The sequence below is a fragment of the Spirabiliibacterium mucosae genome, from assembly GCF_014884965.1.
Taxonomy (GTDB): domain Bacteria; phylum Pseudomonadota; class Gammaproteobacteria; order Enterobacterales; family Pasteurellaceae; genus Spirabiliibacterium; species Spirabiliibacterium mucosae.
Map to the genome: position 1 here is coordinate 39,063 of NZ_JABTBO010000007.1, position 26,955 is coordinate 66,017.

Consider the following 26,955-nt stretch of genomic DNA (forward strand, 5'->3'; position numbering starts at 1 on the left):
TCAAAAGCTGTCGTGCGCGCGGGCGCGGAAATTGTTGGGCGTGGTGTGGTAAATTTTCTTGAAAACAGAATAAAAGTACTGAATTGACGGGTAGCCGCACATTTCAGCAATCTCATTAATGCTGATGTCGGTGGCGCTGAGCAGGTGACAGGCGCGCTGGATTTTTTCGTCATGAATGACTTGGTGAACGGTTTTGCCAAGGGTGTCTTTAAAACGGCCTTCAAGGTTGGATCGCGAGGTTTTGACATAATCAAGCACCTGTTCAACCTTGATGCCCAAGCAGGCGTTGAGGCGGATGTAGTGCATCGCTTTCATCACCAGCGGGTCACGAATCGAGCGGTAGTCGGTCGAGTTGCGCTCGGCCACCCGCAGCGGCGGGACAATCACACGTTGGCTGTGAATCGGCAAATTCAAAAGCCGCTTGTGCAGCAATTTTGCCGCTTGATAGCCCATCCGCTTGGTGCCCTGCACCACAGAGCTTAGCGAAATGCGCGAGAAATATTGAATCAACTCCTCATTATCAATCCCGATGATGCACAGCTCCTCTGGCACAGAAATCTGCAAATGCTCGCAGGTTTGCAACAAATGGCGTGCGCGCGCGTCTGTCACGGCAATGATGCCAGTGTGTTTGGGCAGTGATAAAATCCAGTGATTGAGCTCTTGTTGCGAATTTTGCCACTTGTCGTGCTTGGTTTCATGGCCGAGATAAATTTCAGGGGTAAACTGGTTGGCCGCCATCAGCTGCTCAAAGGCGTAACGCCGCTCGGCAGACCAATGTTTAGGCTGCGCACTCGGCGTGCCATAAAAGGCAAAATGGCACAAGCCTTTGTCGCGCAGGTGCGTAAAGGCCATCTCCACCAAGGCAAAGTTGTCGGTGGCCACGTAGGGAATCTCGCTCGGGTAGTCCTCATCGCGGTGATAAGAGCCGCCCACCGCCACAATCGGCAGCGCGGTGTGAGAGAGCTTGTCGACTAAATCGGGGTCATCAAAATCGGCGATGATGCCGTCAATATTATCGAGATTGAGCTGGCAGTCGTGGTGGAGGAAGTCGTCTTTTAAAAACACATCCCACGAGCATTGCGAGGCTTGCATATATTCCCCAATGCCCTCCATCACCTCACGGTCATAGACTTTGTTGGCATTAAATAGCAGCGCAATACGATAAAACCCGCTCGTCATGTTCACCTCGTAAGCTCAATGTCTTGCTTAAATATAAAGTAAAATGACGGCTTTTCAAAGTCTAAAAACACAAAGTGCGGTCAGCTGACCGCACTTTTGCCTTGAAAATTTAGGCCTTTTTCTTGCTGATGGAATCGACCCACACGGCGAGCAGTAAGATGCCGCCTTTGACGATGTATTGCCAGAAGGTTGGCACGTCGAGCATGCTCATGCCGTTATCGAGTGAGGCGATGATTAGGGCACCAATAATCACGCCCCACACGCTGCCCACACCGCCGGCGAGACTCGCACCACCAATAACACAAGCGGCGATGGCGTCAAGCTCCGCATTTTGCCCCGCCGATGGGGAGCCGGCGCCAAGGCGTGCGCTCAACACGAGACCTGCAATGGCGACCATTACGCCGTTGATGGCGAAAATGGCGAGTTTGATTTTTTCGACTTTGATCCCAGAGAGGCGAGCGGCGTCAATATTGCCGCCGATGGCGTAGATGTAGCGCCCAAAGGCGGTTTTGCGGGAAATAAAATAACCGATGACCGCCAGCACTGCCAGCAGTAACACTGGGATTGGGATGCCGCGGTAGTCGTTTAGCAGATAAATTGCGCCCAAGAGCACAATTGCCAGCACCGCACTTTTGCCGATAAACACGCCCGCAGCGGGGTTAGGCAGTGCCAGTTTTTGCCGTGCTAGGCGTTGTTTTTGCCCCCACACCACAAAGGCCGCCACGGCAATGGCACCGAGGATAAAGCCCAGCTCGGAGCCAAGATAGCCCTGCCCGATTTGTGTCATCGCGCTTGAGGTTGGCGACACCGTGGTGCCGTTGGTCATGCCGATTAACATGCCACGAAATGCCAACAAACCTGCGAGGGTGACGATAAACGACGGCACGCGTTGATAGGCCACCCACCAGCCGTTCCACACCCCGAACAAAAAGCCCAAGGCCAAGGTGGCGATGATGGTCGCCGGCAACGGCCAGCCCCACCACACATTGGTGATGGCTGCAAAGCCGCCTAATAACCCCATCAATGAGCCCACGGAGAGGTCAATCTCCGCGCTGATGATCACAAACAGCATGCCGATGGCCAAAATGCCAGTGATGGAGGTTTGTCGCAAGAGGTTGGAAATATTGCGCGCACTTAAGTAGGCGCCATCGGTGGCGGCGGAGAAAAACAGCATAATCACCACAATAGCGATCAGCATAATATACACTTGCAAATTAATTGCTTTGAGCTTTTTCATGTCCTACTCCTTAAGTGCGGTTTCCATCACCTGCTCTTGGGTGAGATTGTCGTTGATCAAATCCCCTTTGATTTTGCCTTGGTGCATCACCAATACACGATCGCTGATGCCGAGCACCTCAGGCAACTCGCTGGAGATGACAATAATCCCCACGCCTTGTTTAGCAAGATGATTGATTAATTTATAAATTTCGTATTTCGCGCCCACATCAATGCCGCGGGTTGGTTCGTCTAAAATTAAAATTTGTGGGTTGAGCAACAAGGCTTTGGCCAAAATGGCTTTTTGCTGATTGCCGCCCGAAAGCCGGCCGATGGCCAAATCAGGCGAGGAGGTTTTCACTTTCAGTTCTGCGATGGAATGATTGATCACCTGCTCCTCTTGGCCCTCATTAATCACACCGTGGCGGCAAAAGTGCGGTAGGGCTGAGAGCGTGATATTTTTGTTCACGCCCATAATCGGAATGATGCCATGACGTTTGCGATCTTCTGGCACCATGAAAATGTTGTTGCGAATGGCCGCCGCGCAGTCTTTGTGTTTGACTTTTTGCCCATGCAGATAAAAATCCCCTTGGAATTTGCCTAAATACGCGCCAAACAAGCACTGCACCACCTCAGTTCGCCCAGAACCCACCAAGCCTGCAATGCCGAGAATTTCGCCCTTATGCAGAGCAAATGAGGCGTTGTCGACCCGTTTGATGTGGGTGTTGATAGGATGCCATGCACTTAAGTTGTCCACCCGCAAGATTTCCTCGCCGATGGTGTGGGGCTCGTGCGGATAGAGCGAGGTGATTTCACGCCCCACCATCATGGTGATGATGTCGTCTTCGCTCATCTCGCAGGCCAGCCGCGTGCCGATATGCTGCCCGTCACGAATCACGCAAATATGATCGGAAATGGCTTTGACTTCATTGAGTTTATGAGAGATATAAATGCAGGCGATATTGTGATCGCGCAGGTTTTTGATCAACGCCAGCAACACCGCGGTTTCTTTTTCTGTCAGTGAGGCGGTGGGCTCGTCTAAAATCAGCAAGCGCACGTTTTTATTCAGCGCTTTGGCAATCTCCACCAATTGCTGTTGCCCCAAGCCGAGCTCGCCGACAAGGGTGTTTGGGTCTAAATCCAGCTGCACTTTAGCGAGCATTTTTTGGCAGCGCTGATACATCTCGTTTTCATCGGTGATGCCCAGCTGAGTAATCTCGTTGCCCAAAAAAATGTTATCCATAATCGACATGGTTTTCACCAGCGCCAGCTCTTGGTGAATAATTGCAATGCCGCGCACTTCGGTGTCTTTGATGGTTTTGGATTTCAACTGCTCGCCAGCAAAGGTGATATCACCTTCGTAATCGCCATAGGGATAAATGCCGCACAGTACCTTCATCAAGGTAGATTTGCCCGAGCCATTTTCACCACACAGTGACAGCACTTCACCGGCGGCGAGGGAAATAGACACATCATCAAGGGCTTTAACATCACCGAAGCGTTTGGTGATGTGCTGCATGTTTAATAAAGTCTCCATAGTTGCTCCTTGCATGACCGCACTTTGAATAAAAAGGGGGCAATAGCCCCCTGCGTTTTATTTATAAATGCTGTCTTTGCTGTGGAAGCCGTCTTTGACGATGGTGTCATCAATGTTGTCTTTGGTCACCACAACTGGCTCAAGCAAATAGGCTGGCACCTCTTTGAAGCCGTTGTTAAGCTCAGCATTGTGCTCAATCGGTTCGTTTTTAGCCAGTTTCACGGAGATTTCCGCGGCTTTGTCTGCCAATTTGGTGATCGGTTTATACACGGTCATGGTTTGGGTGCCGTCTACAATGCGTTTGATCGCCGCTAAATCGGCATCTTGGCCAGAGATGGCAACTTTGCCAGACAACCCTTGCGCACTGAGTGCTTGAATCGCACCGCCAGCGGTGGCGTCATTGGAGGCCACCACGGCATCAATTTTATTGTTGTTGGCGGTCAGGGCGTTTTCCATGATTTGCAGGGCTTTTTCAGGCAGCCAAGAATCCACCCATTGGTCGCCAACCACTTTCACATCGCCTTTGTCGATGGCTGGCTGCAACACGGTCATTTGGCCTTTGCGGAAGAGCTTGGCGTTGTTATCCACAGGCGAGCCACCCATTAAGAAATAATTGCCTTTTGGTTTGGCGTTTAAAAGTGCGGTCGCTTGCATTTCACCGACTTTTTCATTATCAAACGAAACATAAAAATCCAAATCGGCGTTGTTGATCAAGCGGTCATAAGCCAGCACTTTGATGCCTTCGCGTTTGGCTTCTGCAATCACGTTGCCCAGCACATCGCCGTTGTGCGGGATAATCACCAGCACGTCCACGCCGCGGTTAATCATATTTTCAATTTGAGAGATTTGTGCAGCATCATCGCCATTAGCGGATTGCACAAACACTTTCGCGCCAAGGTCTTCAGCCTTTTTGCTGAAAATTGAACTGTCTTTTTGCCACCGCTCAAGGCGTAAATCGTCAATCGACATACCAATGGTTAAGGCTTTCGCCCCCGCAATGCCGCTGGCCAGGCCAAATGCTAATGCGGCGGATAATAAAGAATATTTCAGTTTCATAGAACACCTCTCATGGTTATTAATGACAGTGATAACAAATGACAATGACACTATTTTCTATTTGCAAATGAAAAACAATTCAGATATTTTATTTTGATATTACGTTTTATGTTTTTCGTGATTAACCTCACACTCTTTTTTAATTTAATTTTAAAAAATAAACGCAACTTGGAAATATTAACAAAAGAAAAAGCCTTTTTATCCGTGGATAAAAAGGCTTTTTTAGTGATTTAATTGCTAGGCTTGCGCCATCATCGCTTTTTGTTGTTCGGCGTTGATGCGGGTGATGCCGATGCCGGTGGCAGCCCAAATCATGGCGAAGATCACTGCAATCCAGCTGACAATCGCCCACGGCACGTATTCCAAGGTTGGCACGCCTAAGGTGCCGGCCATGTAGGCGCCGGCGGCTGTCCATGGCAGCAGTGGCTCAAACAGTGAGCCTGAGTCTTCTACCGTACGGCCGAGCACTTTCGGGTGAATGCCGCGCTCGATGTAGGCTTCGCGCAACATTTCAGCGGGCATAATGATGGAGATTTGGCCGTTACAGGTCACGGCAATCATGGTGATACCGCACAAAATGGTGGTGAACACCAGCGAGAAGGTGGAGCGGACCAGTTTCAGCATGCTTTGCAACAGCACGTCTAAGGCGTTGCTGATGGAAATCGCCCCAACGAAAGAGAGCGCACAAAAACAGATTAACAAGGTGCTCATCATCGAGTTCATGCCGCCGCGGTTGAGCAAGCGGCTGATGTCGGAGGTGACTTGCAAATTATCGTTGTGAATCATCGACACATTAAAGCCGTTGAGCGCACTTTCAATCACATCATGCACCGAAAACGACTGGAAGATGATGGCTAAAATAATGGCAACCAAGGCGGAGAAGAGCATCACAGGGATGGTCGGTTTTTTGGTGATCGAGCCCCACAAAATAATCACAACGGGGATGAGCAAGAACAAATTGAAGTTGTAGATGGTTTCTAGGTTGCTGATCATCAACTGCACTTTTTCAGGGGTGGCGACCTCGCTGACATCAATGCTCAGGCCGTAGGCGATATACACCACCACCGCAACCAAATACGACGGCACGGTTGTCCACCACAGGTTATAAATATGCTCGTACAAGTTCACCCCAGTGGCAGCTGAGGCGAGGTTGGTGGTGTCTGACAGTGGTGAGAGTTTATCCCCAAAGTACGCACCTGAAATAATCGCGCCGGCGGTGGCGGCTAAATTGGCATCCAACCCCACGGCCACGCCCATAAACGCCACGCCAACGGTGCCGGCGCTGCCCCATGAGGTGCCAGTGCAGACAGAGACCACCGAGGTGAGTAAAAGTGCGGTGATGTAGAGGTATTTCGGGTCAATAACTTTTAGCCCGTAGTAGATCATCAGCGGGATGGTGCCACTGGCCAGCCATGCGCCAATCAGCAGCCCCACGCAAATCAAAATCAGCAGCGCGGGCATGGTTTTGGCAATTTTGTTGGCGATGGATTTTAAAATATCATCATAGCTGTAGCCCACGCGCAACGCCAACACACCCGCGAGCACGGTGGAGACAATCAAAATTGGCTCAGGTGGCAAATCAAAAAAGGCATACCCCAGCCCAATTAAAATGAGCATAGAGAGAATGGGCATCAACGCCTCGGTCAGCGTTGGCATTCGCGGTGTGTTGTCGGTCATATCTCGCTCCTTTATGCGATCAAAGCGGCTTTTATTTGAGAAAGCACGCGCTCAAGTTCTGCCCTTGGCAGGGCCAAGTTCATTCTGAAAAAGTGCTTACAATCGTGCCCAAAATCATCCCCCCAGGAAAATTCCACCCGCGCTTTTTCACGCATGAGGGTTTTAAACTCGCGCAAGCTCAAGCCCATGGCAGAAAAATCCACCCAGCATAAATAGGTGCCTTGGCCGTGGCTGATGTGCAGTTGCGGCAGGTGTTGTTGAAAATAGCGGGCAACCAAAGTGCGGTTTTCGGCGATGTAATCCACCAAGGCATCCACCCACGCATCGCACTCCTGATAGGCACGATAGAGTGCCTGCACGCTGAAATAACTCGGGTTGTGAAAGCCCAATTGTTTTAATACCGCTTCCAACCGCACTTTTATCGCCTCGTTTTCAATCACCACGTTGGCGATTTCAAGGCCGGCTAAATTAAAGGTTTTGGCCGGGCTGGTGCAAACCATACTGTGGGCGGCGGCGTATTCACTGACCCGGGCATACACCTGATGGCGCGCGCCAAAGCAAAAATCGGCGTGCACTTCATCGCTGATGACAAACACGTCGTATTGCTCTGCCAGCTGGGCGATGCGCGCAAGTTGCTCGGCTGTCCACACCAGCCCTGTTGGGTTGTGCGGTGAGATGAGAATAAAGGTGTTGACTTGCGCAAAGCAGCGCTCAAGGGCGGCATCATCGATGTGATAGCTGTGGTTAGCATACACTAACGGGCATTCCACCACGCGGCGTTGGTTGAGCGTGATGGTGTTGAAAATTGGCGAGTAAGACGGCGTGAAAATCCCCACGGCGTCGTCAGGCGCAGTTAAAAAGCGCAAATAGAGCGACACAGCCTGGATAATACGCGGGCAAAACACAATCTGGCTTGACCGCACTTTGTAGTTGTAGCGCCGTGCCAGCCAGTTGGCCACCACGGTGAAATAATCGTCACCTAGCTCCGTGTAGCCATAAATGCCGTTGTTGGCTTGCGCCACAGCCGCCACTACCGCCGGCGGCGCGGCAAAGTCCATATCCGCTACCGACAGCGGCGTGATATCCGCGCCAAATCGCGCCAGTGCGCTGTCCCATTTGGCACTGAAGGTGTTGTGGCGTGGGATAATCGTATCAAAGTGCGGTTTGTGCATAATCTGTCCTTAACAGGGTTGTGAATAAATAGTCGATAATTCTGACCCCGTCGTCAATTTATAAAATTTACTATTTCCATTATGATATTTCTTTTTTGTGATCACGCTCATAAAAAACAATAATCGAAATATGAAAATAAAATAACGTAATTGAGAACGGCGCGGTTTAATTTTATCTTAAAACTGGATTTAATTTTTCACTGATAAAAGGAACATTGTATGGCTGAATTTTTTGAAAAAATTGACCGCGTGAAATACGAAGGCGTGAATACCACCAATCCTTTTGCGTATCGCTATTATGATGCCGACAAAGTGGTGCTGGGCAAAACCATGGCCGAGCATTTGCGCATGGCGGTGTGCTACTGGCACACTTTTTGCTGGAACGGCACCGATATGTTTGGCGCCGGCTCCTTGCAACGCCCATGGCAAAAAGAGCCAACCGCACTTGAGGCCGCCAAGCAAAAAGCCGACATCGCGTTTGAATTCATCTCAAAATTGGGCCTGCCGTTTTACTGCTTCCATGATATCGACATCGCGCCTGAAGGCAACTCGTTTAAAGACTATGTCCACAATTTTAATACCATTGTCGACATTTTAGGTGAAAAACAAGCCGAGACAGGCATCAAGCTGCTGTGGGGCACTGCCAACTGCTTTAGCAACCCGCGTTATATGTCGGGCGCGGCGAGCAACCCAAACCCAGAGGTGTTTGCCTGTGCGGCCACGCAGGTGGCCAACGCGATGGGCGCGACCAAAAAACTTGGCGGCGCTAACTATGTGCTATGGGGCGGGCGTGAAGGCTATGAAACGCTGCTCAACACCGATTTAAAACGCGAGCGTGAGCAACTCGGGCGCTTTATGCAGCTGGTGGTAGAGCACAAATACAAAATTGGCTTTGACGGCACTTTGTTGATTGAGCCAAAACCGCAAGAGCCAACCAAGCACCAATACGACTACGACGTGGCGACTGTCTACGGCTTTTTGAAACAATTTGGATTGGAAGACGAAATTAAAGTCAACATTGAGGCCAACCACGCCACCCTCGCCGGCCACACCTTCCAGCATGAAATTGCCACCGCGACCGCACTTGGCATTTTTGGCTCGATTGACGCCAACCGCGGCGATGCGCAATCAGGCTGGGATACCGACCAATTCCCAAACAGTGTGGAAGAAAACGCACTGGCACTGTATGAAATCTTAAAAGCGGGCGGTTTTACCACCGGTGGCTTTAACTTTGACGCCAAAATCCGCCGCCAAAGCACCTGCCGTTACGATCTCTTCCATGCCCACATCGGTGGTGTGGACGTGTTAGCGCACGCGTTGTTGGTAGCGGCGAAAATGATCGAAGACGATCAACTGCAAGCACTGAAAGACGAGCGCTACAACGGCTGGAACGGTGAGCTTGGCCAAGCGATTTTAAACGGCGAGCGCAGCTTACAAGAGTTAGCCAACTGGGTTGAGCAAAACGACCTCAATCCGCAGCCGGTTTCTGGCCGCCAAGAGCGGTTGGAAAACATTGTCAACAGCTATATCTACAAATAACCCAAGGGCGCTTGCGCCCTTTTTGGCCTGAGGAGGGAGTATGTATATCGGGATTGACCTTGGCACCTCGGGGGTGAAAGCGGTTTTGCTCGATGAGAACCAACGCATCGTTGCCTCCAGCAGCGCGCCGTTGCGTGTCTCGCGCCCACAGCCACTGCACTCGGAGCAAAACCCGCAAGAGTGGTGGCAGGCGGTGAATGATTGCATGGCAAAGCTTGCCTGCCAGCAGGATTTGCACCGCGTGCAAGCCATTGGCTTGACCGGCCAAATGCACGGCGCGGTGATGCTCGATGGCAACAACCAAGTGCTGCACCCAGCGATTTTGTGGAACGACGGTCGCAGCTTTGACGAGTGCCAAGCACTGGAAAGTGCGGTTAGCCACTCGCGCGAGATCACAGGCAACTTGATGATGCCAGGGTTCACCGCGCCCAAAATTGCCTGGATGGCCAAGCATCAGCCTGAGATTTTCGCCCGCATTGCCAAAGTGCTGCTGCCGAAAGATTACCTGCGCTTTTTGATGACAGGCGAGTTTGCCAGTGATATGTCAGACGCCGCGGGCACCATGTGGCTCAACGTGGGCGAGCGCGACTGGAGTGAGGCCATGCTCTCGGCCTGCCAATTAACCAAGGCGCATATGCCTGCATTGTTTGAAGGCAACCAAATCACCGGCACCTTGCGCCCAGCGCTGGCGGAACAATGGCAGATGAACAGCGTGCCCGTGGTGGCCGGCGGCGGTGACAATGCCGCGGGTGCCATCGGCGTGGGGCTGCACAAAACGGGGCAGGCGATGCTCTCCCTTGGCACCTCGGGGGTTTATTTTATCGTCAGCGATCACTATCTCAGCAACCCTGAAAGTGCGGTTCACAGCTTTTGCCACGCGCTGCCTCACCGCTGGCATTTGATGTCGGTGATGCTCAGTGCCGCCTCGGCGATTGACTGGGCGAAGGGCGCATTGGGCATTGATGACATTGAGCACTTTTTCGCCTTAGCCGAGCAAAGTGACAACGCCGACGGCGTGCTATTTTTACCGTACCTTTCAGGCGAGCGCACTCCGCATAATGACCCTTATGCCAAAGGCGCTTTTTGGGGCATGACCCACAACACCAGCCAAGGTGATTTGGCCCGCGCGGTGGTGGAGGGCGTGAGCTTTGCCCTGGCTGATGGCATTGATGCGGTGCACGCCAGCGGTATTCAGGCCGACACCATCACCTTGATTGGTGGCGGCAGCAAGAGCCATTTTTGGCGCCAATTGCTCAGTGATGTCAGTGGCTACACCTTTGAATATCGCACTGGCGGCGACGTGGGGCCGGCGCTGGGGGCGGCGAAGTTGGCACAAATGGCCTGCCACCCAGATAAGCCAATTGAGCAACTGTGCCCACCGCTGCCATTGGAACACACCTACACCCCGCAAAGTGCGGTCAACGCGCGCTATCAAGCCCAGCGTGCGCGCTTTAGGCTGTTGTATCAAAAGCTTAAAGGGATGGAAACTCTAGCCTAAAATAAAACCGCACTTTAAACGTGCGGTTTGTGTTTAAGCGCAGCGGATGCTTTGGTTGAACAGCTTGTCGTGAATTTGTTGCACTTGCTCGATTTCGCTGTCGAGGTTGAGGCCGTGTTTGGCGTAATCAAGGTCGATTTGCGCCTGCAGCCGCGCGGCGTGGCGCATGCGCGTTTCTTTGGCGTGCATTGAGATGGTGTGCAAGATTTTTTGCATGCGGATATGCACCTCCATAATGCTGGCACCATCGCGCGAAATCGGGCTAAAGGGCTGAGAGATCAAATCCGTTTCATCGAGTTTCACGATGCTCAACTTGTCGTATTCCAGCTCTTCTTCCTCAGTTTTGGCATCAAGCAGCAAGCGCATTAACACCGTGAGCACTTTGATTGCGGTGCCGGGGTCGTTGACCGCAGGGGAGAGCGCACGCTGCGCCACTTCACTGAGTACAATCATGCCAAATTTCGGGTCTTGCGCATAGCTGCGGTCGTCTTCCACCACAAAAGCCGAGCAGAGGCTCTCTTGCGCCTCGTCGATTTTTTTGCTGACATAGGCCATCGCCATGCCGTTGAAAACCAACGCGCCTGGGCGCACGGCGATGTCAATTTCGCACTCGTGCTTGCTGGCAAAGGTTTGCAATTTGCCCATGTTGATGTGGGTTAAATAGCCGCTAAACCCCGCGTAAATGGCGTGTTTGTACCGCACTTTGTCAATGCCTTTGGCGCCCATGTTGGGGCGTTTGCGGTAGTTGATCAACGTCTGCTCGGTGGCCAGCTCAATTTTATCGAGCGTGTTGTTCAACCGCCCAAGTTGCGAGAGGGTTTTCACCCAGTTGATTAGGGTGTAAATCAAATACAACAGCACCCCGATTGTCCCGACAAACAGCACAAAGCGCCCCGGCTGGCCATAATAGCCAATGCCAAGTGCGGTTTTGGCGATCACGGCATAGACAAAGGCAGAGATAAAACTGGCAATCGCCACGCGGGTGTTGTCGTCGCCCATCACCAATTCCGTGGCGCGCGGGGTGGCACCGTTGGAGGCCGAGGCAAACGCCGAGACCATGATAGACAATGAAAAGGTGCTCACCGCCAACATACTCGAGGCGATGATGCCAAGCAGTGAATCGAGGGTGTCGGTTTCAATGTTAATGCTGAAATTGTCAGGGAAAAACCGATTTGCCCCCGCGGCGGCAAACGCAAACACCACCGCCACCATAGCGCCGAGCACCGGCGTGACCCACAACGCGTTGCTCGGCTTTTTGAGCCATAACAGCGCATCAAAGAAAGTATCTTTTAACGTCATAACTTACTCATGTTAATGTGTTTGCGCCATTATAAAAGGTTTTGGCTCAAGATCCAGCCCACATCGCGTTATTCTTTGCTTGGGTGCTGGCCGGCCAACATGCGGTCAAGCATATTGTCTGTCAGCTCAAAGTGGAAGAACTGCTGATAAAACGCTTTGGTTTTGGCGCGCACATCCAGCTCTTCAAACACGCTTGGGTGGAGCACTTTGGCCGCCCACAACACTTGCAGCGCCTCTTCGGTGCTGTAGCGATCCCACGGGAAGACACCCAACGGGTTGGCATACACACGGCCGTTTTTCACCGCGTTAATGCTTTTCCACACCTCATCGCTCATCACTTTGGCCACGCCTTCGCCTTTCGGGTCGTTGCCCACGATGATCACATCCGGGTTGACGCGTACGATCTCTTCCATGGTGACATCCGCCATGTTGGCTTGATCCGGCAGGGCGTTTTTGCCGCCAGCGGTGGTGATCCAATCGCCAATCATCGATTTGCCGCCGTCAACGCGCAGCAAGTTGTTGCCTGCCACAATATGCAGCACGGTTGGGCGGTCTTTGTCACTAATCGTGCTGACTTTGTCGCTCACATACTGAATGTTGTCATCGAGCACTTTGATGTACTCTTTCGCCACTTTTTGCGCTTTTTCACCCAGCACGTCGGCGGTAATTTGCACGCTTTTGCGCAGCCCGTCAAAGTCTTGGAACATTACTAACACCGCTGGGATGCCGGCTTGTTTGACTTGTTCGGCCATCGGTTGGCTGGAGGTGAGCACCACTTGCGGCTGCACGCTCAACAGGGATTCCAACTGCACGTCTTTGCCGTTGGTCAGCGCCGGCACTTTGGCAATCGGCGGATAGACTAAATTAAACCACGGGTTGGCTTGGATAAAATTGGTGGTGGCCACCAGGGTGTTTTGCCCACCTAAGGTGAGCACCACTTGGTTGTTGGCATGCCACAAATCGGCCACGCGTTCAATGGTGTCTGGCAGCTCGACTTTGTTGCCTTTCATGTCTTCCACCACTTTCGCTTGCAGCGAAAACGGCAAGCAGGCCAGTGCGAGGGTGAGCGGCAGTGCCCATTTACGTAAATTCATATTGACTCCTAAAGTTGTTGAATGGCGCAGATTTTGCGCCCGAGTTCCGCCACCTCAAGAATGTGCAGTGGCGTTTGATAAAGCGCGCTTAAGCGTGCTTGTGTGAGCATCTGCTCACATGGCCCGCAGGTCAGTTGCCCGCGGTCTAAAATCGCCACCTCGCTTTGCAGCAAAATGGCAAATTCCGGGTTGTGGGTGGTGATCACCACCGCATAGCCCTCATCAGAGAGCTGTTTAATCAATTGCAAGGTTTTGTACACATTGCCGTAATCGAGCGCCGAGGTCGGCTCGTCAAACAGCAATAATTTAGGCTCTTGCACCAAGGCTTTGGCGATGTTGACCAGCTGCTTTTCACCGCCGCTTAAGTGAACATAAACCGCACTTTGCAAATGGCCAATACCCAGGCGCTCAAGGGCTTGTTGGGCCAGGGCAAAATCTTGCTCGCTGGGCTTGGCAAACACGCCCAAATAGGGCGCGCGGCCGAGCACGACATAGTCAATCACGCGGTATTCATACGTGTGAGCGGAAAGCTGGGTGACATAGGCGACATTTTGCGCAATGGTTTGCGCTGAAAGAGCGCTCAGCAGCTCGCCGTTTAACCGCACTTTGCCTTTATTCGGGGTCAAAATGCCCGTCATGCAGTTGAGCAAAGTGGATTTGCCCGCGCCATTGCGCCCGAGCAACGTGAGCATTTGCCCCTGCGCGATAGACAAGTTGATGTTATCCAAAATGGTGCGCTCACCCAGTTGGTAGTGAATGCCTTCGAGGTTCAGTAAGGGTGTCGTCATCGCAGCACCTGTTGTTTAATCAGCACCCAGGCAAAAAACGGCGCGCCGATAAAGCCTGTTAAAATGCCCAGCGGGATTTCTTGCACATAGAGATTGCGCGCGAGCGTGTCGACAAACAGCAAAAAGCACGCCCCCAGCAGCACCGCGCTGGGCAGCACGCGCATATTGTTATCACCCACCATCAGGCGCGCGAGATGCGGGATAATCAGCCCCAGCCAGCCAATGGTGCCACACAAGCACACCGATGAGGCGGTCAGCAGCGTGGCGCACAGCACCATCACATTGCGCTCAACGCGCACATTCACGCCACTCAGTTGCGCCTCATGGCTGCCAAGCGAGAGCAAATTAATCCGCCAGCGCATCGCCAGCAGCAGCGCAAGGGTGACAAGCATAATCGGCGCGAGCACCGCCAGGTTGTGATAATTCGATTTGCTCAAGCTGCCCAACTGCCAATAGACAATATCCGCCAGCTGCGTTTCAGGGTCGGCGAGGTATTTCAAAAGGCCGAGGCCGGCGAGCATAAAGCCCGAAACAATAATGCCGGCAAGCACCAGCACAATGGTGGCGTCACGCTGCACCCAGCGCGGGATTTGCATCGTCAGCGCCACGGCAATCACGCCACCGACAAAGGCGAGCGCTTGAATGTGCAAAATCGACAGCCCAAGCAAAATCGCGATGCTCGCGCCCACACACGCGCCGCTGGATACACCCAGCAAATCAGGCGAGACCAGTGGGTTGCGAAACACGCCTTGAAAGGCCGCCCCCGCCAGCGCCAACGCGCCGCCGACTAAGATGGCTGCAAGAATGCGCGGCAAGCGCAAGTTGTAGATGATATTGCTCGCCACCGTGTTCGCGCTCGGCTCGCTGAGCGCCTGCCACAGTGCAGTGGGGCTCAAGCTATAGCGCCCGATGCAAAGTGCGGTGATGGCAAGCACAATCAGCAACATGAGCAAAAAGAGATTGAAAAGGCGTGGATTTGTCATAACACTCGTTGTTTAGCGGTTTACATAACGTTGTATCAAAAAAACGCGCGCAGCACAACCGTGAGCCCCGCACGTTTAGGCTAGATGTTCGGATTGACGGCACCGGCAAAGCCAAGCTGGCGCCAGGCTTCATAAACGGTGACGGCTACCGAGTTGGACAAATTCATGCTGCGGCTGTTGGCCACCATCGGCAGGCGGATTTTCTCACTCATCGGCAGGGTGTCTAAAATCGCTTTTGGGATGCCGCGTGTTTCTGGCCCAAACATCAAAAAATCGCCCAATTGAAACCGCACTTCGGTGTGATTTGGCCCGCCTTTGGTGGTAAGCGCAAACAGCCGCTGCGGCTTGGCTTCGCGCAAAAAGGCTTGATAAGAGGGGTATTTGTGAATTTCGGCAAATTCGTGATAATCCAGCCCTGAGCGGCGCAGTTTTTTGCGTCCCAATCAAACCCAAGCGGCTCAATCAGGTGTAGCCGAAAGCCACAATTGGCGCACAAGCGGATGATATTGCCCGTATTTTGCGGGATTTCGGGCTCATATAACACAATATCTAACATCATTTTTTCCAATCATTTCAAATTGGCCCTATAATACAACGAAGCCCAATGGAAACAAAACGAGATTATGCCTGAATTACCCGAAGTTGAAACCACCCGCCGCGGCATCGCCCCCTATGTTGAAGGCCAAGTGATTGAATCCATTAGCGTTCGCCAGCCAAAGTTGCGCTACCCCGTAAGCGATGAGCTGACCGCACTTTGCCATGTGCGCGTGCGCAAAATTACGCGGCGGGCAAAATACCTGGTGTTTGAGTTTGATCACGGCGCCTTGGTCGGCCATTTGGGGATGTCGGGCTCACTGCGCGTGGTGGACTCCTGCGTGCCGGCGCTCAAGCACGACCACTTGCTGTTTCACCTCGCCGGCGGCAAGCAGCTGCGCTACAACGACCCGCGGCGTTTTGGCGCGTGGTTGTGGTGCGACGACATCGCCAGCTTCCCGCTGTTTCAAAAACTCGGGCCTGAGCCGCTGAGTGAAGCATTTAATGGCGCGTATTTATTTGCCCAAAGCCGCAAAAAGCAAAGTGCGGTCAAGGGCTTTTTGATGAACAATGCTGTGGTGGTGGGCGTGGGCAATATTTACGCCAACGAGAGTTTGTTTCTCTGCCGTATCCACCCCACCAAAGCAGCCGGCCAACTCACGCGCAAGCAGTGCGATGCGCTCGCCGCCACGATTAAAACCGTGCTGGGCAACGCGATTGAACAAGGCGGCACCACGTTGCGCGATTTCATCCAACCCGATGGCACGCCAGGCTATTTTGCCCAGCAGTTGTGGGTCTACGGCCGCGCAGGCGAGGCGTGCAAAGTCTGCGGCAGCGAGATTCAAAGTGCGGTCATCGCGCAGCGCAACAGCTTTTTCTGCCCACAATGCCAGAAAACGTCGCGCTAGCGGCGCTTGTTAGCCAACGCGCTGAGCACCGGCGGCGGCACCAAGGTGGACACATCGCCGCCGTGCAGCGTGATTTCGCGAATCATCGTGGATGACACATACGACCAGCGATCCGACGGCGGGAAGAATAAACTCTCCACCCCGTGGGTGAGCAGGCGGTTGAGGTGCGAAAGCTGCAATTCGTATTCAAAATCCGCCACCGCGCGCACCCCGCGCACAATGCCTTTAATCTCGCGTTCCATAATCACATCCGCCAGCAGGCCTGAAAAGCCGAGCACCTCCACATTGTCAAGCCCGTGGCAGGATTGCGCCACCAGCGCCACGCGTTCATCAAGGCTAAACAGCGGCTTTTTGCTCGGGCTGGCCGCCACCGCCACCACCACACGCGGGAACAGTGCTGCCGCGCGGGTGATGATGTCTAAATGCCCGTTGGTGATCGGGTCAAAGGTGCCAGGGTAAATCACTGTGGTTTGCATAAAAAATCCTTGTCTAACATCGGCGCAATTAATGAGAGCACGCGTGATAGCGCCCCGCGGTTTTGCGCCAGCACCTGCTCGCCACGCGCGCCAAGTGCGCTGGCAAAGTGCGGTTCGGTGAGGCATTTTATCAGCGCTTGCGCAATCGCCTCAGGCGCGCTGTTGACGATCATCACGCCGTCAACCGCACGCAATTTGTCATACACATCGGTGAAATTGAAGACATATTCGCCGCTGATCACAGGCAACTTGAACGCCAGCGGCTCAAGCGGGTTGTGCCCACCTATCGGCTGCAAGCTGCCGCCAACAAAGGCCACATCACTGATGCCATAAAGCGCCATCAACTCCCCCATGGTGTCGCCTAACATAACCTGCGTTTCAGCGCGTGGCGGCGTGTTGTCGCTCAACCGTGTGGTGGCCAGCCCTGCGCGGTTAAGCAACTCGGCGACTTGCTCAAAGCGCTCTGGGTGGCGCGGGACAATAATCAACAGCGCATCCGGCCGCGTTGCGAGCAGGCGCTGATGAGCTTGAATCAGCAGCTCATCTTCACCTTGGTGCGTGCTGCCGGCAATCCACACCTTGCGCGCACCGAGCTGCCAAGTATGGCGCCAGCTGTCGATTTTCTCCGCCACAGCAGGGTTGAGCTGAATGTCGTATTTCAAATTGCCGAGGGTTTTCACCTTGTTATCCGCCACACCCAAAGTGCGGTAGCGAACCGCACTTTGCTCATCTTGCGCGGCAATCAGGCTGATTTCTTGCCACACGCTACTCAGCGCGGCGTTGAAATACCCATAGCGTTGAGCCGAGCGGGCCGAGAGCCGCGCGTTGATGATCATAAACGGAACATCACGCTTGTGCGCTTGGTGGATAAAATTCGCCCAAATTTCCGTTTCCATCACCAAACATAACCGAGGTTGCACAAAATTAAACAGCCGCGCCATGGCATCGGGCAAGTCGTAGGGCAAGTAATAGTGCGCCACGCGCTCACCAAAGAGCGCCTTCACTCGCGCAGAGCCCGTTGGCGTGACGGAGGTGACGGTAATCGGCAGGTTTGGGTAGCGGGCGAGCAGCGCATGAATCAACGGTGCAGCTGCCAGCGTTTCCCCCACCGATACCGCGTGAATCAAAACCCCACCCGGCTGAGGCGGCGCGGCCTTGCCATAAAACCCATAACGCTCACCGATGCGCGTGCGATAGGCCGGATTTTTACGGCTACGCACTAGCAAATAAAGCCACACCACCGGCTGCAAGCAATATAAAAGTGCGGTATAAACCCAACGAAAGATCATGCGTTGTCCTTACATTGTGCCACGCCGTTGTCGCAATAGGTGATGCCCTCTTGCATAGCGCGCTTGAGCAGTTGATCATTGGCAGGCAGTGCGTCACGCTCGGCTTCATGGTGCCAAAGATGATAGGCAATGGCGGCAAAGCGCACGTTGCGGCGCTTGATGCCGTTGTTGTAAAGCCGCGCGACAAATTCACTGTCTTCCCGCCCCCAGCCGACAAAATCATTATTAAAACCGTTAATCGCCAGCGCATCATCACGGAAAAACGCCATATTGCAACCTCGAATGCCTTTAAATTGCCCCGATTTTGGTTTGAATAACAAGCGGCTAAGCCATGGCAGATGAATGGAGGTGAAGCGTTTTTCAAAACGTGATTCAATCCCTTTGTGATACCACTTCAAGTTTGGGTAATGCATTGGATTTTGCAAAATCGCCTGCGTTTTGGCCTCAGGCAGCACCACTCGTGAGCCTTGCACAAACACACCTTTTTGCGCCAGCGCAATGTGATCAGCAACAAACGCGCGGGAGAGAATCATATCGCCATCAATCACAACCACATAATCGCTTTTTGCTTTGGCCAGCGCCAAATTGCGCGATTGCGCTAGTTTGAAACCTTCATCAGGCTGCCAGCTGTGAATCAGCGGGATGCTAAAGTGCGGTTGGATTTGGGCGATGGCATCACGGGTGCGCGCATCGGAGCCGTCGTCGGCGATGATCACCTCACACGGCATCACCGTTTGTTGCAGCACAGAGTTAAGCACCGCCAACAGCGCGTCGGGGCGATTGTAGGTGGTGATGATAAGCGACACCGTCAAGTTCTCGTTGGCCTCGGCCAGCTTAATGTATTTGTAATACGCACCCATCGCATTCGCGCTTGAAATGACAAAACCATCACGGCCGCTTAAAAAACCTTTTTTCAATACATAATTTTTGAAAAATGCCGCCAGGCCGTGGCTGATTGCGCTGGCGAGGCTGGCGTGCTTTTTGTGCTTTTGCTGTTGGGCAAAAAGTGCGGTGTATTGTTGCATTTTTTGGATCAAATCATCACTGCTTGCAAATGAATAGTGATCAAAGCTGTTTTTCAAGCGTACGGTTTGCACTTGCGCTGACAGCACCAAAGATTCATGCACTTGGTTGTCGTTGAATTTCACCAAAGTGCGGTTATACAGGCGCTTAACGTAATCAGGATACCAGCCGCACGTTTTAATCACACGCCCGCGGTAGTGGTTTAGGCGCAAGATGGCGTACACCGTGGCGGGGTTGCTGAGATCCAGCGCGGCGAGCTCGGCAATCAGTGGCGCGGGGAGCACCTCGTCGCTGTCGATGTTCAAAATCCAATCGTGCTTGGCAAGCTCACTGGCGCGGTTTTTCAGCGGGCCAAAGCCAATAAAAGGCGAGTGCTCAATGCGCACGTTGTCAAACTCACGGGCGATGGCCAAGGTGTTGTCGCTTGAGCCGTTATCGAGCAGCAGCACCTCATCAAAAGGGGCAAGTGCGGTCAGAACCTCTCTGAGGTACTTTTCGGAGTTTTTCACCAACATTGTCACACTGATGGGGAGTTTGTCTGTCATGGAGGCCTCGTTAGTTTATCTCGGTGGGCAGGGGCGCTGGCTCATCGGCAAGCGAGTCAAAATCCACCCAGTTGAAAAAATCAAACACGCGAATCGGCTCGCGCGTGCCCTGCCAAAAGCTCGGCTGGCCGCGGAAAACGGCGCTGTCAATCCCCATCCACTCACTCACCCCGCGCAGCAAGCGCGTGGCACTTTGGTGCAGTGGCAGTGATTGGTGCGCGGTGTCATCACTGGAGAGGACAAAAAACGGAATTTGATAGTTTTGCTTAGTTTTGTTGCCGATCAGCAGCACCATGGATGAGTTGTTCTTCTCATAGCGATCAAACGACAAACCGTGATCGGAAAAATACATCAGCGAATAAGGCTGATGCTGTGCTTTGAGCTTGGCCACCAACGTGTGCAGCAGCGCATCGGTTTCTTTCAGGGATTGCAAATAGCACGACATTTCGTGATTGAGGTAATCAAAGTGCACTTCCTCTCGCACGCGTTGGCAAAATTTCGGGTGTGACCCCATCAAGTGCAGCACAATCAGCTTCGGCTGGCCGGCGTTATCTGCCAGCGCGTTGTCAAACGGCGGCAAAAGTGCGGTGTCGGGGTAGTTGACGCTGTCGTAATTGCCCTTTTTGGTGAAAAAGACGCTATCGGCACGCACGCCCACACTGGCCGCTGCTGTGTCAAATTTGCCGAGAGCCCCTTGGTTGGAAATCCAGTAGGTTTTAAAGCCCGCGTCTTTCGCCAAGGTGATTAAATTGTTGCCGTAAATCACCGTATCCCCCACGTTTTGATACAGTGTGCGCATGAGTGAAGTTTGGGTGTTGGGGGCGGCGGAAATATAGCCTTGATAAAACTTGCCGTTCTCCACACTTAAAAACGGCGTGGTATCGAGTGGGAAGCCGCTGAGCGCGAGGTAATCATTACGCATGCTCTCGCCGATGACCATCACATAGGTTTGATAACGCGGCTGCACCGTGGCAATTTGCCAATCTGACGGTTTTTGTTCTAAAAGTGCGGTGTTGAGTGCTTGGCGCGATTGCTGGTAGTCATCCACTAGGCTGTAGAGCTCAGCATAAAAGCCCACCACAAACACGCGCGTGTTGGCCAGATTAAACGGCTCGCCCTTTTTCACGCTGGTGGAAATCGGTTTATACAACACCGCAATCACCACCAGCACCAACCACAGTAGGTTGAGCCGCGTGCGTTTGACCGCACTTTTCGGCTCAAGGGTGGCAAGATAGAGTACCACTATCCCCAGCAGTGCAAAGGCGGCGACATAAGCCCACACATAAAGCGGGAAGGAGGTGAGATATTCCAAACTTTCGCCGAGATTAGTTTCAAAAAATGAGGCGATAATCCCCGATGATGGCCGGCCGTAAAGCACCGCTTCTGGAATATAAAACAAGCACGAGATTAAATAGAGCACAAAAAAGGCATAAAACGCCCAGCGTGCGTAGTTAAACAAGAGATAAAAATCAAAACGATGCCGCAATGGCATAAAGATTGGGCGCAAAGCCGATAGCGCGCGCAGAAAGTGCGGTGAAGATCACCAATGCGAGATAAAATCGGTGGCGAAATAACGCCTGAAACACGCGTTGCATTGTCTTGCCTTGATAATAATAAGCCCCTAATAATGCAACACACTAATAGGGGCTGGGTTGAGCTCGGTGAAATTATTTCTCTTGCACTTTCGCTTTCAGCTCGCTGATGCTTTGCGCAGCTTGTGAGAGTTTTTCAGTCGCTTGTTGTTGCAAGGCGATAAGCTCCTTGGCTTGCTCTTCAGTCGGTTTTTCAACCACGTATTTTGCAGAGTCTTCCATCAATTTGATGAAATCACCAAAGCCTGAGACAAATTTGTCTTTCAACGCTTTGCCGTCGTCTGTTTTTACGTCTAAGCCTTCAACGCTAGCTTTGATTTCTTCATATTTAGCCGCAATTTTTTTGAAGATGTCAGCTTGCTCTTCAGGGGTTTTCGCGGATTGCAAATCCGATTGCAGTGTTTGAATTTGTGCCAAGTTGCCATTTTGTTCGGTGGCTTGGTCAAACGCCGCTAAGTCTGCTTTCAAATCCGCTTGCACGTCAGCGCTTTGTTGGGCGGCGGCTGGTGCTTCGGCTTTTTGGGTGTCGGCTTTGTCACACGCCACCAACGCCAAGCCTGCAAACATCATGGTTAAAAATTGATAAAAACGTTTCATTTATAGGTCCTCATTGTAGTGTCGCCCCCAGCGGGCAAGTGGATTTTTTTAGTTTACGACTTTTTCACATAGCGGTCAAAGTGTTGCTTGCTTTGACCGCACTTTTTGTCAAAAGTTTAGTCAGCGGAATATAAAGCTTGCCAATTTCAATCTTTTGCCGGCCTTGCGCCTCGCGCCAGCGGTTGGTGTCGCGCAGGGAATAGACGCAGCCGCAATACTCTTGCTGATAAAAGCGCTCGCGCTTGCTGATTTCAATCATGCGTTGCGAGCCGCCGCCTTTGCGCCAGTTGTAATCCCAGTATTCCACATCGTCGTATTTGGCCGCCGCGCGGTGGCCGCAGCCGTTGATTTGGTTCATATCCTTCCAACGCGAGATGCCCAGGCAGCTGGTGAACACGGGGAAGCCGTGCTCGTGGGCGTATTGGGCGGCTTTTTCAAAGCGCATGTCAAAGCACATAGTGCAGCGGATGCCGCGCTCAGGCTCGTCTTCCATACCTTTGGCGCGCTCAAACCACTCGGCGCGGTCGTAGTCGGCATCAATAAACGGGATGCCAAATTTCTCGGCAAAGCGAATATTTTCTTCTTTACGGATCAAATATTCTTTCAGCGGGTGAATATTTGGGTTGTAAAAATAGATGGTAAACTCGATCCCCGAGGCGCGAATGGCCTCCATCACTTCACCTGAGCACGGCGCACAGCACGAGTGCAGGAGCAAGCGATTGTGCCCGTTGGGCAGGCTCAATTGTGGCCGCACAAAAGGGGCGTTGGGGTCTTTTTTGTTTTTGCGCCGCTTGGCGCGCACGGATTCAACCGCACTTTGGGTATATTCAGTTGTCATTAGTAGGTTCTGTCCACAGAAAGATAAGCCAAAGACATCAACGCCTGTTTATACTCGCTCTCGGGCAACACCGCCAAGGCATCCACGGCTTTTTGCGCTTCATCGCGCGCACGTTGCATGGCGTAATCCAGTGAACCGCACTTTTGCATCACATTAAGCACAGCGTTGAGTTTGTCGCGCCCGTTGCCGTTTTCAATCACCGCTTTAATCATCTCACGCTCAGCTTCGTTACCGTGGTGCATGGCGTGCAGCAGCGGCAGGGTGGGTTTGCCCTCGGCGAGATCGTCACCAATATTTTTGCCCAGCTGGGCTTGATCGGCGCTGTAATCGAGCACATCGTCGACGAGCTGGAAGGCGGTGCCGAGGTAGCGGCCGTAATCCGCCAGCGCGCGTTCAACCGCACTTTCAGCTTTAGCGGCAATGGCGGCGCATTGGGTGGCCACTTCAAACAAGCGCGCCGTTTTGCTGTAGATCACCTGCATGTAGCTTTCTTCAGTGGTGTTAGGGTCGTTGCAGTTCATCAGTTGCAGCACTTCCCCTTCGGCGATCACGTTGGTGGCGTCCGACATCACTTTTAAAATGCGCAAATCATCGAGTGCGGTCATCAGCTGGAAGGCGCGGGTGTAGATAAAATCCCCCACCAACACGCTGGCGGCGTTGCCAAACAAGGCGTTGGCAGTTTCGCGCCCGCGGCGCATGTCGGACTCGTCCACCACATCGTCGTGCAACAGCGTGGCGGTGTGAATAAATTCAATAAAGGTGGCGGTGGTGATGTGCGATTGATCGCGTACACCCAAGGCGCGCGCGCTGAGCACGGCAATCATCGGGCGGATGCGCTTGCCGCCAGAGCCAATGATATAATGCCCCAGCTGGTTGATCAGCGCCACATCGGATCGCATCTGCGCCAAAATCAAGGCGTTGACCGCGTGCATATCCTCGGCGCACAGCGCTTGGATCGCCGCCATATCGAGGCGTTTTGGTTGTTCACACATAGACAATTTGCTTTTTTTGGTGTTGATAAATTTGCCCTGATTGTACCTGAAAACCGCCAAATTCTAAAATGGATCACACGAAAAAGGATCTTTTTTCACTTTCACGAAAATAGTTACTTGCTATTGGCACGATTTTTGCGTAAAATCCGCACCCTATATGAATTTTAATTTGCGCAGCGAAAACATAAACGTTATTCCTGCCAACTTTCGCGGAGTTTTTTTATATGTACGCAGTTTTCCAAAGTGGCGGCAAACAACATCGTGTGAGCGAAGGTCAAGTAGTTCGTTTAGAAAAACTTGACATTGCAACGGGTGAAACCGTTGAGTTTGACTCAGTGTTGATGGTCGTTAACGGTGAAGATGTAAAAATTGGTGCCCCATTGGTAAGTGGTGGCAAAGTAGTGGCTGAAGTAGTGGCACACGGTCGTGGCGAAAAAATCAAAATCGTTAAGTTCCGTCGTCGTAAACACAGTCGTAAACAACAAGGCCATCGTCAGTGGTTCACAGAAGTGAAAATCACTGGTATCAGCGCCTAATTTAGAGGAGATCGAAAATGGCTCATAAGAAAGCGGGTGGTTCAACTCGTAACGGTCGTGACTCTGAAAGCAAACGTCTTGGTGTTAAACGCTTTGGCGGTGAATCAGTTTTAGCCGGCAGCATCATCGTGCGTCAACGTGGTACTAAATTCCACGCGGGCACTAACGTTGGCATCGGTCGTGACCACACTCTATTTGCAACAGCAGATGGTAAAGTTAAATTTGAAGTGAAAGGCGACAAAAATCGTAAATTTGTTAGCATCGTAACTGAATAATTTAACGGTTCGAATTGAAAACCCCGCACTTTTGCGGGGTTTTTTGTTTAACCGCACTTTGCCTTTGGCGAACGCGGCGAACTTCAGTACAATAGGTGCAAACAGGCGAGAGATTATGACACCATCAAGACCGATTAGCGGATTTTTCCTAGCGCTCACCACCGCAGCCTGCTGGGGCAGCTTGCCACTTGCGTTGCAGCAGGTGGTGCGGCTTATGGACAGCACCACCATTGTGTGGTTCCGTTTTATGGCGGCCACGCTCGGCTTGCTGGTGATTTTAGCCTTGCTGAAAAAGCTGCCTAATTTTATCTTGCTGCTCAAAGGCAGCTACCGCTGGCTGATTTTGCTCGGCGGCATCGCGCTCGGTGCCAACTTTGTGCTGTTTAATACCGCACTTTTGTATGTGTCGCCCGATGTCACCCAAGTGCTAGGGCAGATTTCGCCGTTTTTAATGATGATCGCCAGCAGCCTGTTTTTAAAAGAAACCATGGGCGCGCCGCAAAAAATCGGCGCCTTGCTGCTGGTGGCGGGCTTGTTGTGTTTTTCAATCAAAAATTGTTTGAGCTGTTCACCAGCCTGACCGATTACACCATCGGCGTGATTTTCACCGTCAGCGCCGCGGTGGTGTGGGTCGGCTATGGCTTGGCGCAAAAAGTAATGCTGCGCCGGCTCAATTCCCAACAGATTTTATTAATTTATTATGCCACCGCCGCACTGCTTATCACCCCGATGGCCGCGCCCCATGAAATCACGCGCCTGCCTGTGTTTGAGCTGTGCTGCTTGGCCTATGCCTGTGTAAACACCTTGGTGGCCTACGGTTCGTACGCCGAGGCGCTCAACCGCTGGGAGGTGAGCAAAGTCAGCGCGATTATCACCCTTACCCCGCTGTTTACCATTTTATTTACCGCGCTGGCGCACTGGCTGGCGCCAGCAATTTTCAGTGAATCGAGCCTTAATTTCACCTCCTATATTGGTGCGTTGGTGGTGATTGCAGGCGCGCTGTATTCCGTTTTAGGCAACAAAATGCATTGGCATGCTCGCCCAACGCGAGCAAAGGAGACGAGATGAAATTTATTGATGAAGCCCTGATTCGCATTGAAGCAGGCGACGGCGGCAATGGCTGTGTGAGCTTTCGCCGCGAAAAATACATCCCCAAAGGTGGCCCAGACGGCGGCGACGGCGGTGATGGTGGCGATATTTATTTAGAAGCGGATGAAAACCTCAACACCTTGATTGACTACCGCTTTGAAAAACGCTTTAACGCTGGCCGCGGTGAAAACGGCCGCAGCGCCAATTGCACTGGCCACCGCGGCAACGACATCACCTTGAAAGTGCCCGTCGGCACACGCGCGATCGACAACGACACCAAAGAGATCGTCGGCGATCTCACCCAACACGGCATGCGTTTGTTGGTGGCCAAAGGCGGCTATCACGGCCTGGGCAACACGCGCTTTAAATCGTCTGTCAACCGCACGCCGCGGCAAAAAACCAACGGCACCGAGGGCGAAAAACGCGATTTACTGCTTGAGCTGATGCTGCTGGCGGACGTGGGTATGTTGGGGCTGCCGAATGCGGGCAAATCCACCTTTATCCGCGCAGTTTCAGCCGCTAAGCCAAAAGTGGCGGATTACCCATTCACCACCTTGGTGCCAAGTCTTGGTGTGGTGCGCGTGGACGACACCCGCAGCTTTGTGATTGCCGATATTCCAGGTCTGATTGAAGGCGCAGCCGACGGCGCGGGCCTCGGCATCCGCTTTTTGAAGCACCTAGAGCGCTGCCGCGTGTTGATCCACTTGGTGGACATTAACCCGATTGACGGCAGTGATCCGGCGGAGAATATCGCGATCATCGAGCAAGAGTTAGCGCAATACAGTGAGAAGCTGGCAGAAAAACCGCGCTGGCTGGTGTTTAATAAAATCGACACGTTGCTTGAGGATGAGTTGCAAAGCAAAGTGCAAGACATCATCGATCGCCTAGGCTTAGCGGAAAAAACCTATCAAATTTCCGCCGCCAGTGGTGAGCACGTCAAACAACTGTGTTGGGATATTATGCAGTTTTTAGATGAGCACCCACGCGAACAAGCTGAGGCCGAACAGGCACCAGAAGAGGTGAAATTTAAGTGGGATGACTATCATCAAGAGCAACTCGCCGCCCATCAAGATGAAGACGATGAGGATTGGGATGACTGGTCCGACGAGGATGAAGAAGGCGTTGAGATTATTTACAAGCCTTAAAACCAAAACCGCACTTTAAAGTGCGGTTTTTTTGTTTTCTTGTTCTCTTTCATAACTCCGTCATCTCTTTTTTGGCGAT

26 protein-coding genes and 1 pseudogene are annotated in these 26,955 nt (G+C 52.5%); 8 read left to right on the forward strand and 19 right to left on the reverse strand.

All coding sequences use genetic code 11. From position 1 onward, the window contains the following. The 6 genes from HPC37_RS03835 to HPC37_RS03860 all read right to left on the reverse strand — a co-directional run bounded on the left by HPC37_RS03835 (position 1) and on the right by HPC37_RS03860 (position 7,836). Positions 1 to 1,179: a XylR family transcriptional regulator gene (locus HPC37_RS03835; RefSeq protein WP_208121886.1), complete on the reverse strand. Its 1,179-nt coding sequence runs from the start codon at positions 1,177 to 1,179 to the stop codon at positions 1 to 3. A 109-nt stretch (positions 1,180 to 1,288) separates the two neighbouring features. Continuing rightward, complete coding sequence (locus HPC37_RS03840) at positions 1,289 to 2,416, reverse strand: sugar ABC transporter permease (protein ID WP_208121887.1); 1,128 nt, start codon at positions 2,414 to 2,416, stop codon at positions 1,289 to 1,291. A gap of 3 nt (positions 2,417 to 2,419) precedes the next feature. After that, positions 2,420 to 3,931, reverse strand: a complete 1,512-nt coding sequence (locus tag HPC37_RS03845; protein ID WP_208121888.1) for a xylose ABC transporter ATP-binding protein — start codon at positions 3,929 to 3,931, stop codon at positions 2,420 to 2,422. Between the two features lie 57 nt (positions 3,932 to 3,988). After that, complete coding sequence (xylF, locus tag HPC37_RS03850) at positions 3,989 to 4,987, reverse strand: D-xylose ABC transporter substrate-binding protein (protein WP_208121889.1); 999 nt, start codon at positions 4,985 to 4,987, stop codon at positions 3,989 to 3,991. Between the two features lie 237 nt (positions 4,988 to 5,224). Further along, complete coding sequence (nhaC, locus tag HPC37_RS03855) at positions 5,225 to 6,664, reverse strand: Na+/H+ antiporter NhaC (protein ID WP_235961364.1); 1,440 nt, start codon at positions 6,662 to 6,664, stop codon at positions 5,225 to 5,227. A gap of 11 nt (positions 6,665 to 6,675) precedes the next feature. Beyond that, positions 6,676 to 7,836: a MalY/PatB family protein gene (locus HPC37_RS03860; RefSeq protein ID WP_208121890.1), complete on the reverse strand. Its 1,161-nt coding sequence runs from the start codon at positions 7,834 to 7,836 to the stop codon at positions 6,676 to 6,678. A 219-nt stretch (positions 7,837 to 8,055) separates the two neighbouring features. On the opposite strand from HPC37_RS03860, the gene xylA reads away from it, so the two are divergent. Beyond that, a complete protein-coding gene (xylA, locus tag HPC37_RS03865; protein ID WP_208121891.1) occupies positions 8,056 to 9,375 on the forward strand; it encodes a xylose isomerase in 1,320 nt (439 codons plus the stop codon). Between the two features lie 40 nt (positions 9,376 to 9,415). Continuing rightward, positions 9,416 to 10,873, forward strand: coding sequence for a xylulokinase (gene xylB / locus HPC37_RS03870; RefSeq protein WP_208121892.1), 1,458 nt, complete (start codon positions 9,416 to 9,418; stop codon positions 10,871 to 10,873). Positions 10,874 to 10,906: 33 nt separating this feature from the next. Here the strand turns inward: xylB and HPC37_RS03875 are convergent, their stop codons facing one another. The 5 genes and pseudogenes from HPC37_RS03875 to trmL form a co-directional block, all read right to left on the reverse strand. Continuing rightward, a complete protein-coding gene (locus tag HPC37_RS03875) occupies positions 10,907 to 12,172 on the reverse strand; it encodes a DUF2254 domain-containing protein (RefSeq protein ID WP_208121893.1) in 1,266 nt (421 codons plus the stop codon). Between the two features lie 68 nt (positions 12,173 to 12,240). Further along, on the reverse strand, positions 12,241 to 13,266 hold the full coding sequence (locus HPC37_RS03880) for an ABC transporter substrate-binding protein (RefSeq protein WP_208121894.1): 1,026 nt from the start codon (positions 13,264 to 13,266) through the stop codon (positions 12,241 to 12,243). A gap of 8 nt (positions 13,267 to 13,274) precedes the next feature. Further along, positions 13,275 to 14,054, reverse strand: a complete 780-nt coding sequence (locus HPC37_RS03885; protein ID WP_208121895.1) for an ABC transporter ATP-binding protein — start codon at positions 14,052 to 14,054, stop codon at positions 13,275 to 13,277. Further along, a complete protein-coding gene (locus HPC37_RS03890) occupies positions 14,051 to 15,037 on the reverse strand; it encodes a FecCD family ABC transporter permease (protein WP_208121896.1) in 987 nt (328 codons plus the stop codon). The genes HPC37_RS03885 and HPC37_RS03890 overlap by 4 nt, the downstream gene beginning before the upstream one ends. Before the next feature lie 80 nt (positions 15,038 to 15,117). Continuing rightward, positions 15,118 to 15,593, reverse strand: a pseudogene (trmL, locus tag HPC37_RS03895) (tRNA (uridine(34)/cytosine(34)/5-carboxymethylaminomethyluridine(34)-2'-O)-methyltransferase TrmL). A gap of 67 nt (positions 15,594 to 15,660) precedes the next feature. Between trmL and mutM the strand changes: the two are divergent. After that, positions 15,661 to 16,479, forward strand: coding sequence for a bifunctional DNA-formamidopyrimidine glycosylase/DNA-(apurinic or apyrimidinic site) lyase (mutM, locus tag HPC37_RS03900; RefSeq protein WP_208121897.1), 819 nt, complete (start codon positions 15,661 to 15,663; stop codon positions 16,477 to 16,479). Here the strand turns inward: mutM and coaD are convergent. From coaD to ispB, 8 genes are all read right to left on the reverse strand, one after another. Continuing rightward, on the reverse strand, positions 16,476 to 16,955 hold the full coding sequence (coaD, locus tag HPC37_RS03905; protein ID WP_208121898.1) for a pantetheine-phosphate adenylyltransferase: 480 nt from the start codon (positions 16,953 to 16,955) through the stop codon (positions 16,476 to 16,478). The two genes, mutM and coaD, sit on opposite strands and share 4 nt — an antisense overlap. Then, on the reverse strand, positions 16,940 to 18,241 hold the full coding sequence (gene waaA, locus HPC37_RS03910) for a lipid IV(A) 3-deoxy-D-manno-octulosonic acid transferase (protein WP_208121925.1): 1,302 nt from the start codon (positions 18,239 to 18,241) through the stop codon (positions 16,940 to 16,942). Before waaA ends, coaD begins: the two co-directional genes overlap by 16 nt. Further along, on the reverse strand, positions 18,241 to 19,812 hold the full coding sequence (locus tag HPC37_RS03915) for a glycosyltransferase family 2 protein (RefSeq protein WP_208121899.1): 1,572 nt from the start codon (positions 19,810 to 19,812) through the stop codon (positions 18,241 to 18,243). Before HPC37_RS03915 ends, waaA begins: the two co-directional genes overlap by 1 nt. Positions 19,813 to 19,822: 10 nt before the next feature. Continuing rightward, a complete protein-coding gene (locus tag HPC37_RS03920) occupies positions 19,823 to 21,271 on the reverse strand; it encodes a phosphoethanolamine transferase (protein WP_208121900.1) in 1,449 nt (482 codons plus the stop codon). A 10-nt stretch (positions 21,272 to 21,281) separates the two neighbouring features. After that, positions 21,282 to 21,407, reverse strand: a complete 126-nt coding sequence (locus HPC37_RS11065; protein WP_282435392.1) for a hypothetical protein — start codon at positions 21,405 to 21,407, stop codon at positions 21,282 to 21,284. A 72-nt stretch (positions 21,408 to 21,479) separates the two neighbouring features. Beyond that, on the reverse strand, positions 21,480 to 22,001 hold the full coding sequence (locus tag HPC37_RS03925) for a hypothetical protein (RefSeq protein WP_208121901.1): 522 nt from the start codon (positions 21,999 to 22,001) through the stop codon (positions 21,480 to 21,482). A 64-nt stretch (positions 22,002 to 22,065) separates the two neighbouring features. Next, positions 22,066 to 22,839 carry an epoxyqueuosine reductase QueH gene (locus HPC37_RS03930; RefSeq protein ID WP_235961368.1) on the reverse strand — a complete coding sequence of 258 codons (774 nt, stop codon included), beginning with the start codon at positions 22,837 to 22,839 and terminating at the stop codon, positions 22,066 to 22,068. Further along, positions 22,839 to 23,831 (reverse strand): octaprenyl diphosphate synthase, encoded by a 993-nt coding sequence (gene ispB, locus HPC37_RS03935; protein WP_427915950.1) that lies wholly within the window; start codon positions 23,829 to 23,831, stop codon positions 22,839 to 22,841. Before ispB ends, HPC37_RS03930 begins: the two co-directional genes overlap by 1 nt. Positions 23,832 to 24,055: 224 nt before the next feature. Here ispB and rplU point away from each other — a divergent pair, with 224 nt between their 5' ends. The 5 genes from rplU (at position 24,056) to cgtA (ending at position 26,876) form a co-directional block, all read left to right on the forward strand. Then, complete coding sequence (gene rplU, locus HPC37_RS03940) at positions 24,056 to 24,367, forward strand: 50S ribosomal protein L21 (protein ID WP_208120799.1); 312 nt, start codon at positions 24,056 to 24,058, stop codon at positions 24,365 to 24,367. Between the two features lie 17 nt (positions 24,368 to 24,384). Beyond that, a complete protein-coding gene (rpmA, locus tag HPC37_RS03945) occupies positions 24,385 to 24,642 on the forward strand; it encodes a 50S ribosomal protein L27 (RefSeq protein ID WP_208118349.1) in 258 nt (85 codons plus the stop codon). A gap of 115 nt (positions 24,643 to 24,757) precedes the next feature. After that, a complete protein-coding gene (locus HPC37_RS11220) occupies positions 24,758 to 25,222 on the forward strand; it encodes an EamA family transporter (RefSeq protein WP_427915952.1) in 465 nt (154 codons plus the stop codon). Beyond that, positions 25,180 to 25,710, forward strand: a complete 531-nt coding sequence (locus tag HPC37_RS11225) for a DMT family transporter (protein WP_427915953.1) — start codon at positions 25,180 to 25,182, stop codon at positions 25,708 to 25,710. Before HPC37_RS11220 ends, HPC37_RS11225 begins: the two co-directional genes overlap by 43 nt. Continuing rightward, complete coding sequence (gene cgtA, locus HPC37_RS03955; protein WP_208121902.1) at positions 25,707 to 26,876, forward strand: Obg family GTPase CgtA; 1,170 nt, start codon at positions 25,707 to 25,709, stop codon at positions 26,874 to 26,876. The genes HPC37_RS11225 and cgtA overlap by 4 nt, the downstream gene beginning before the upstream one ends. Positions 26,877 to 26,955 lie beyond the last annotated feature (79 nt).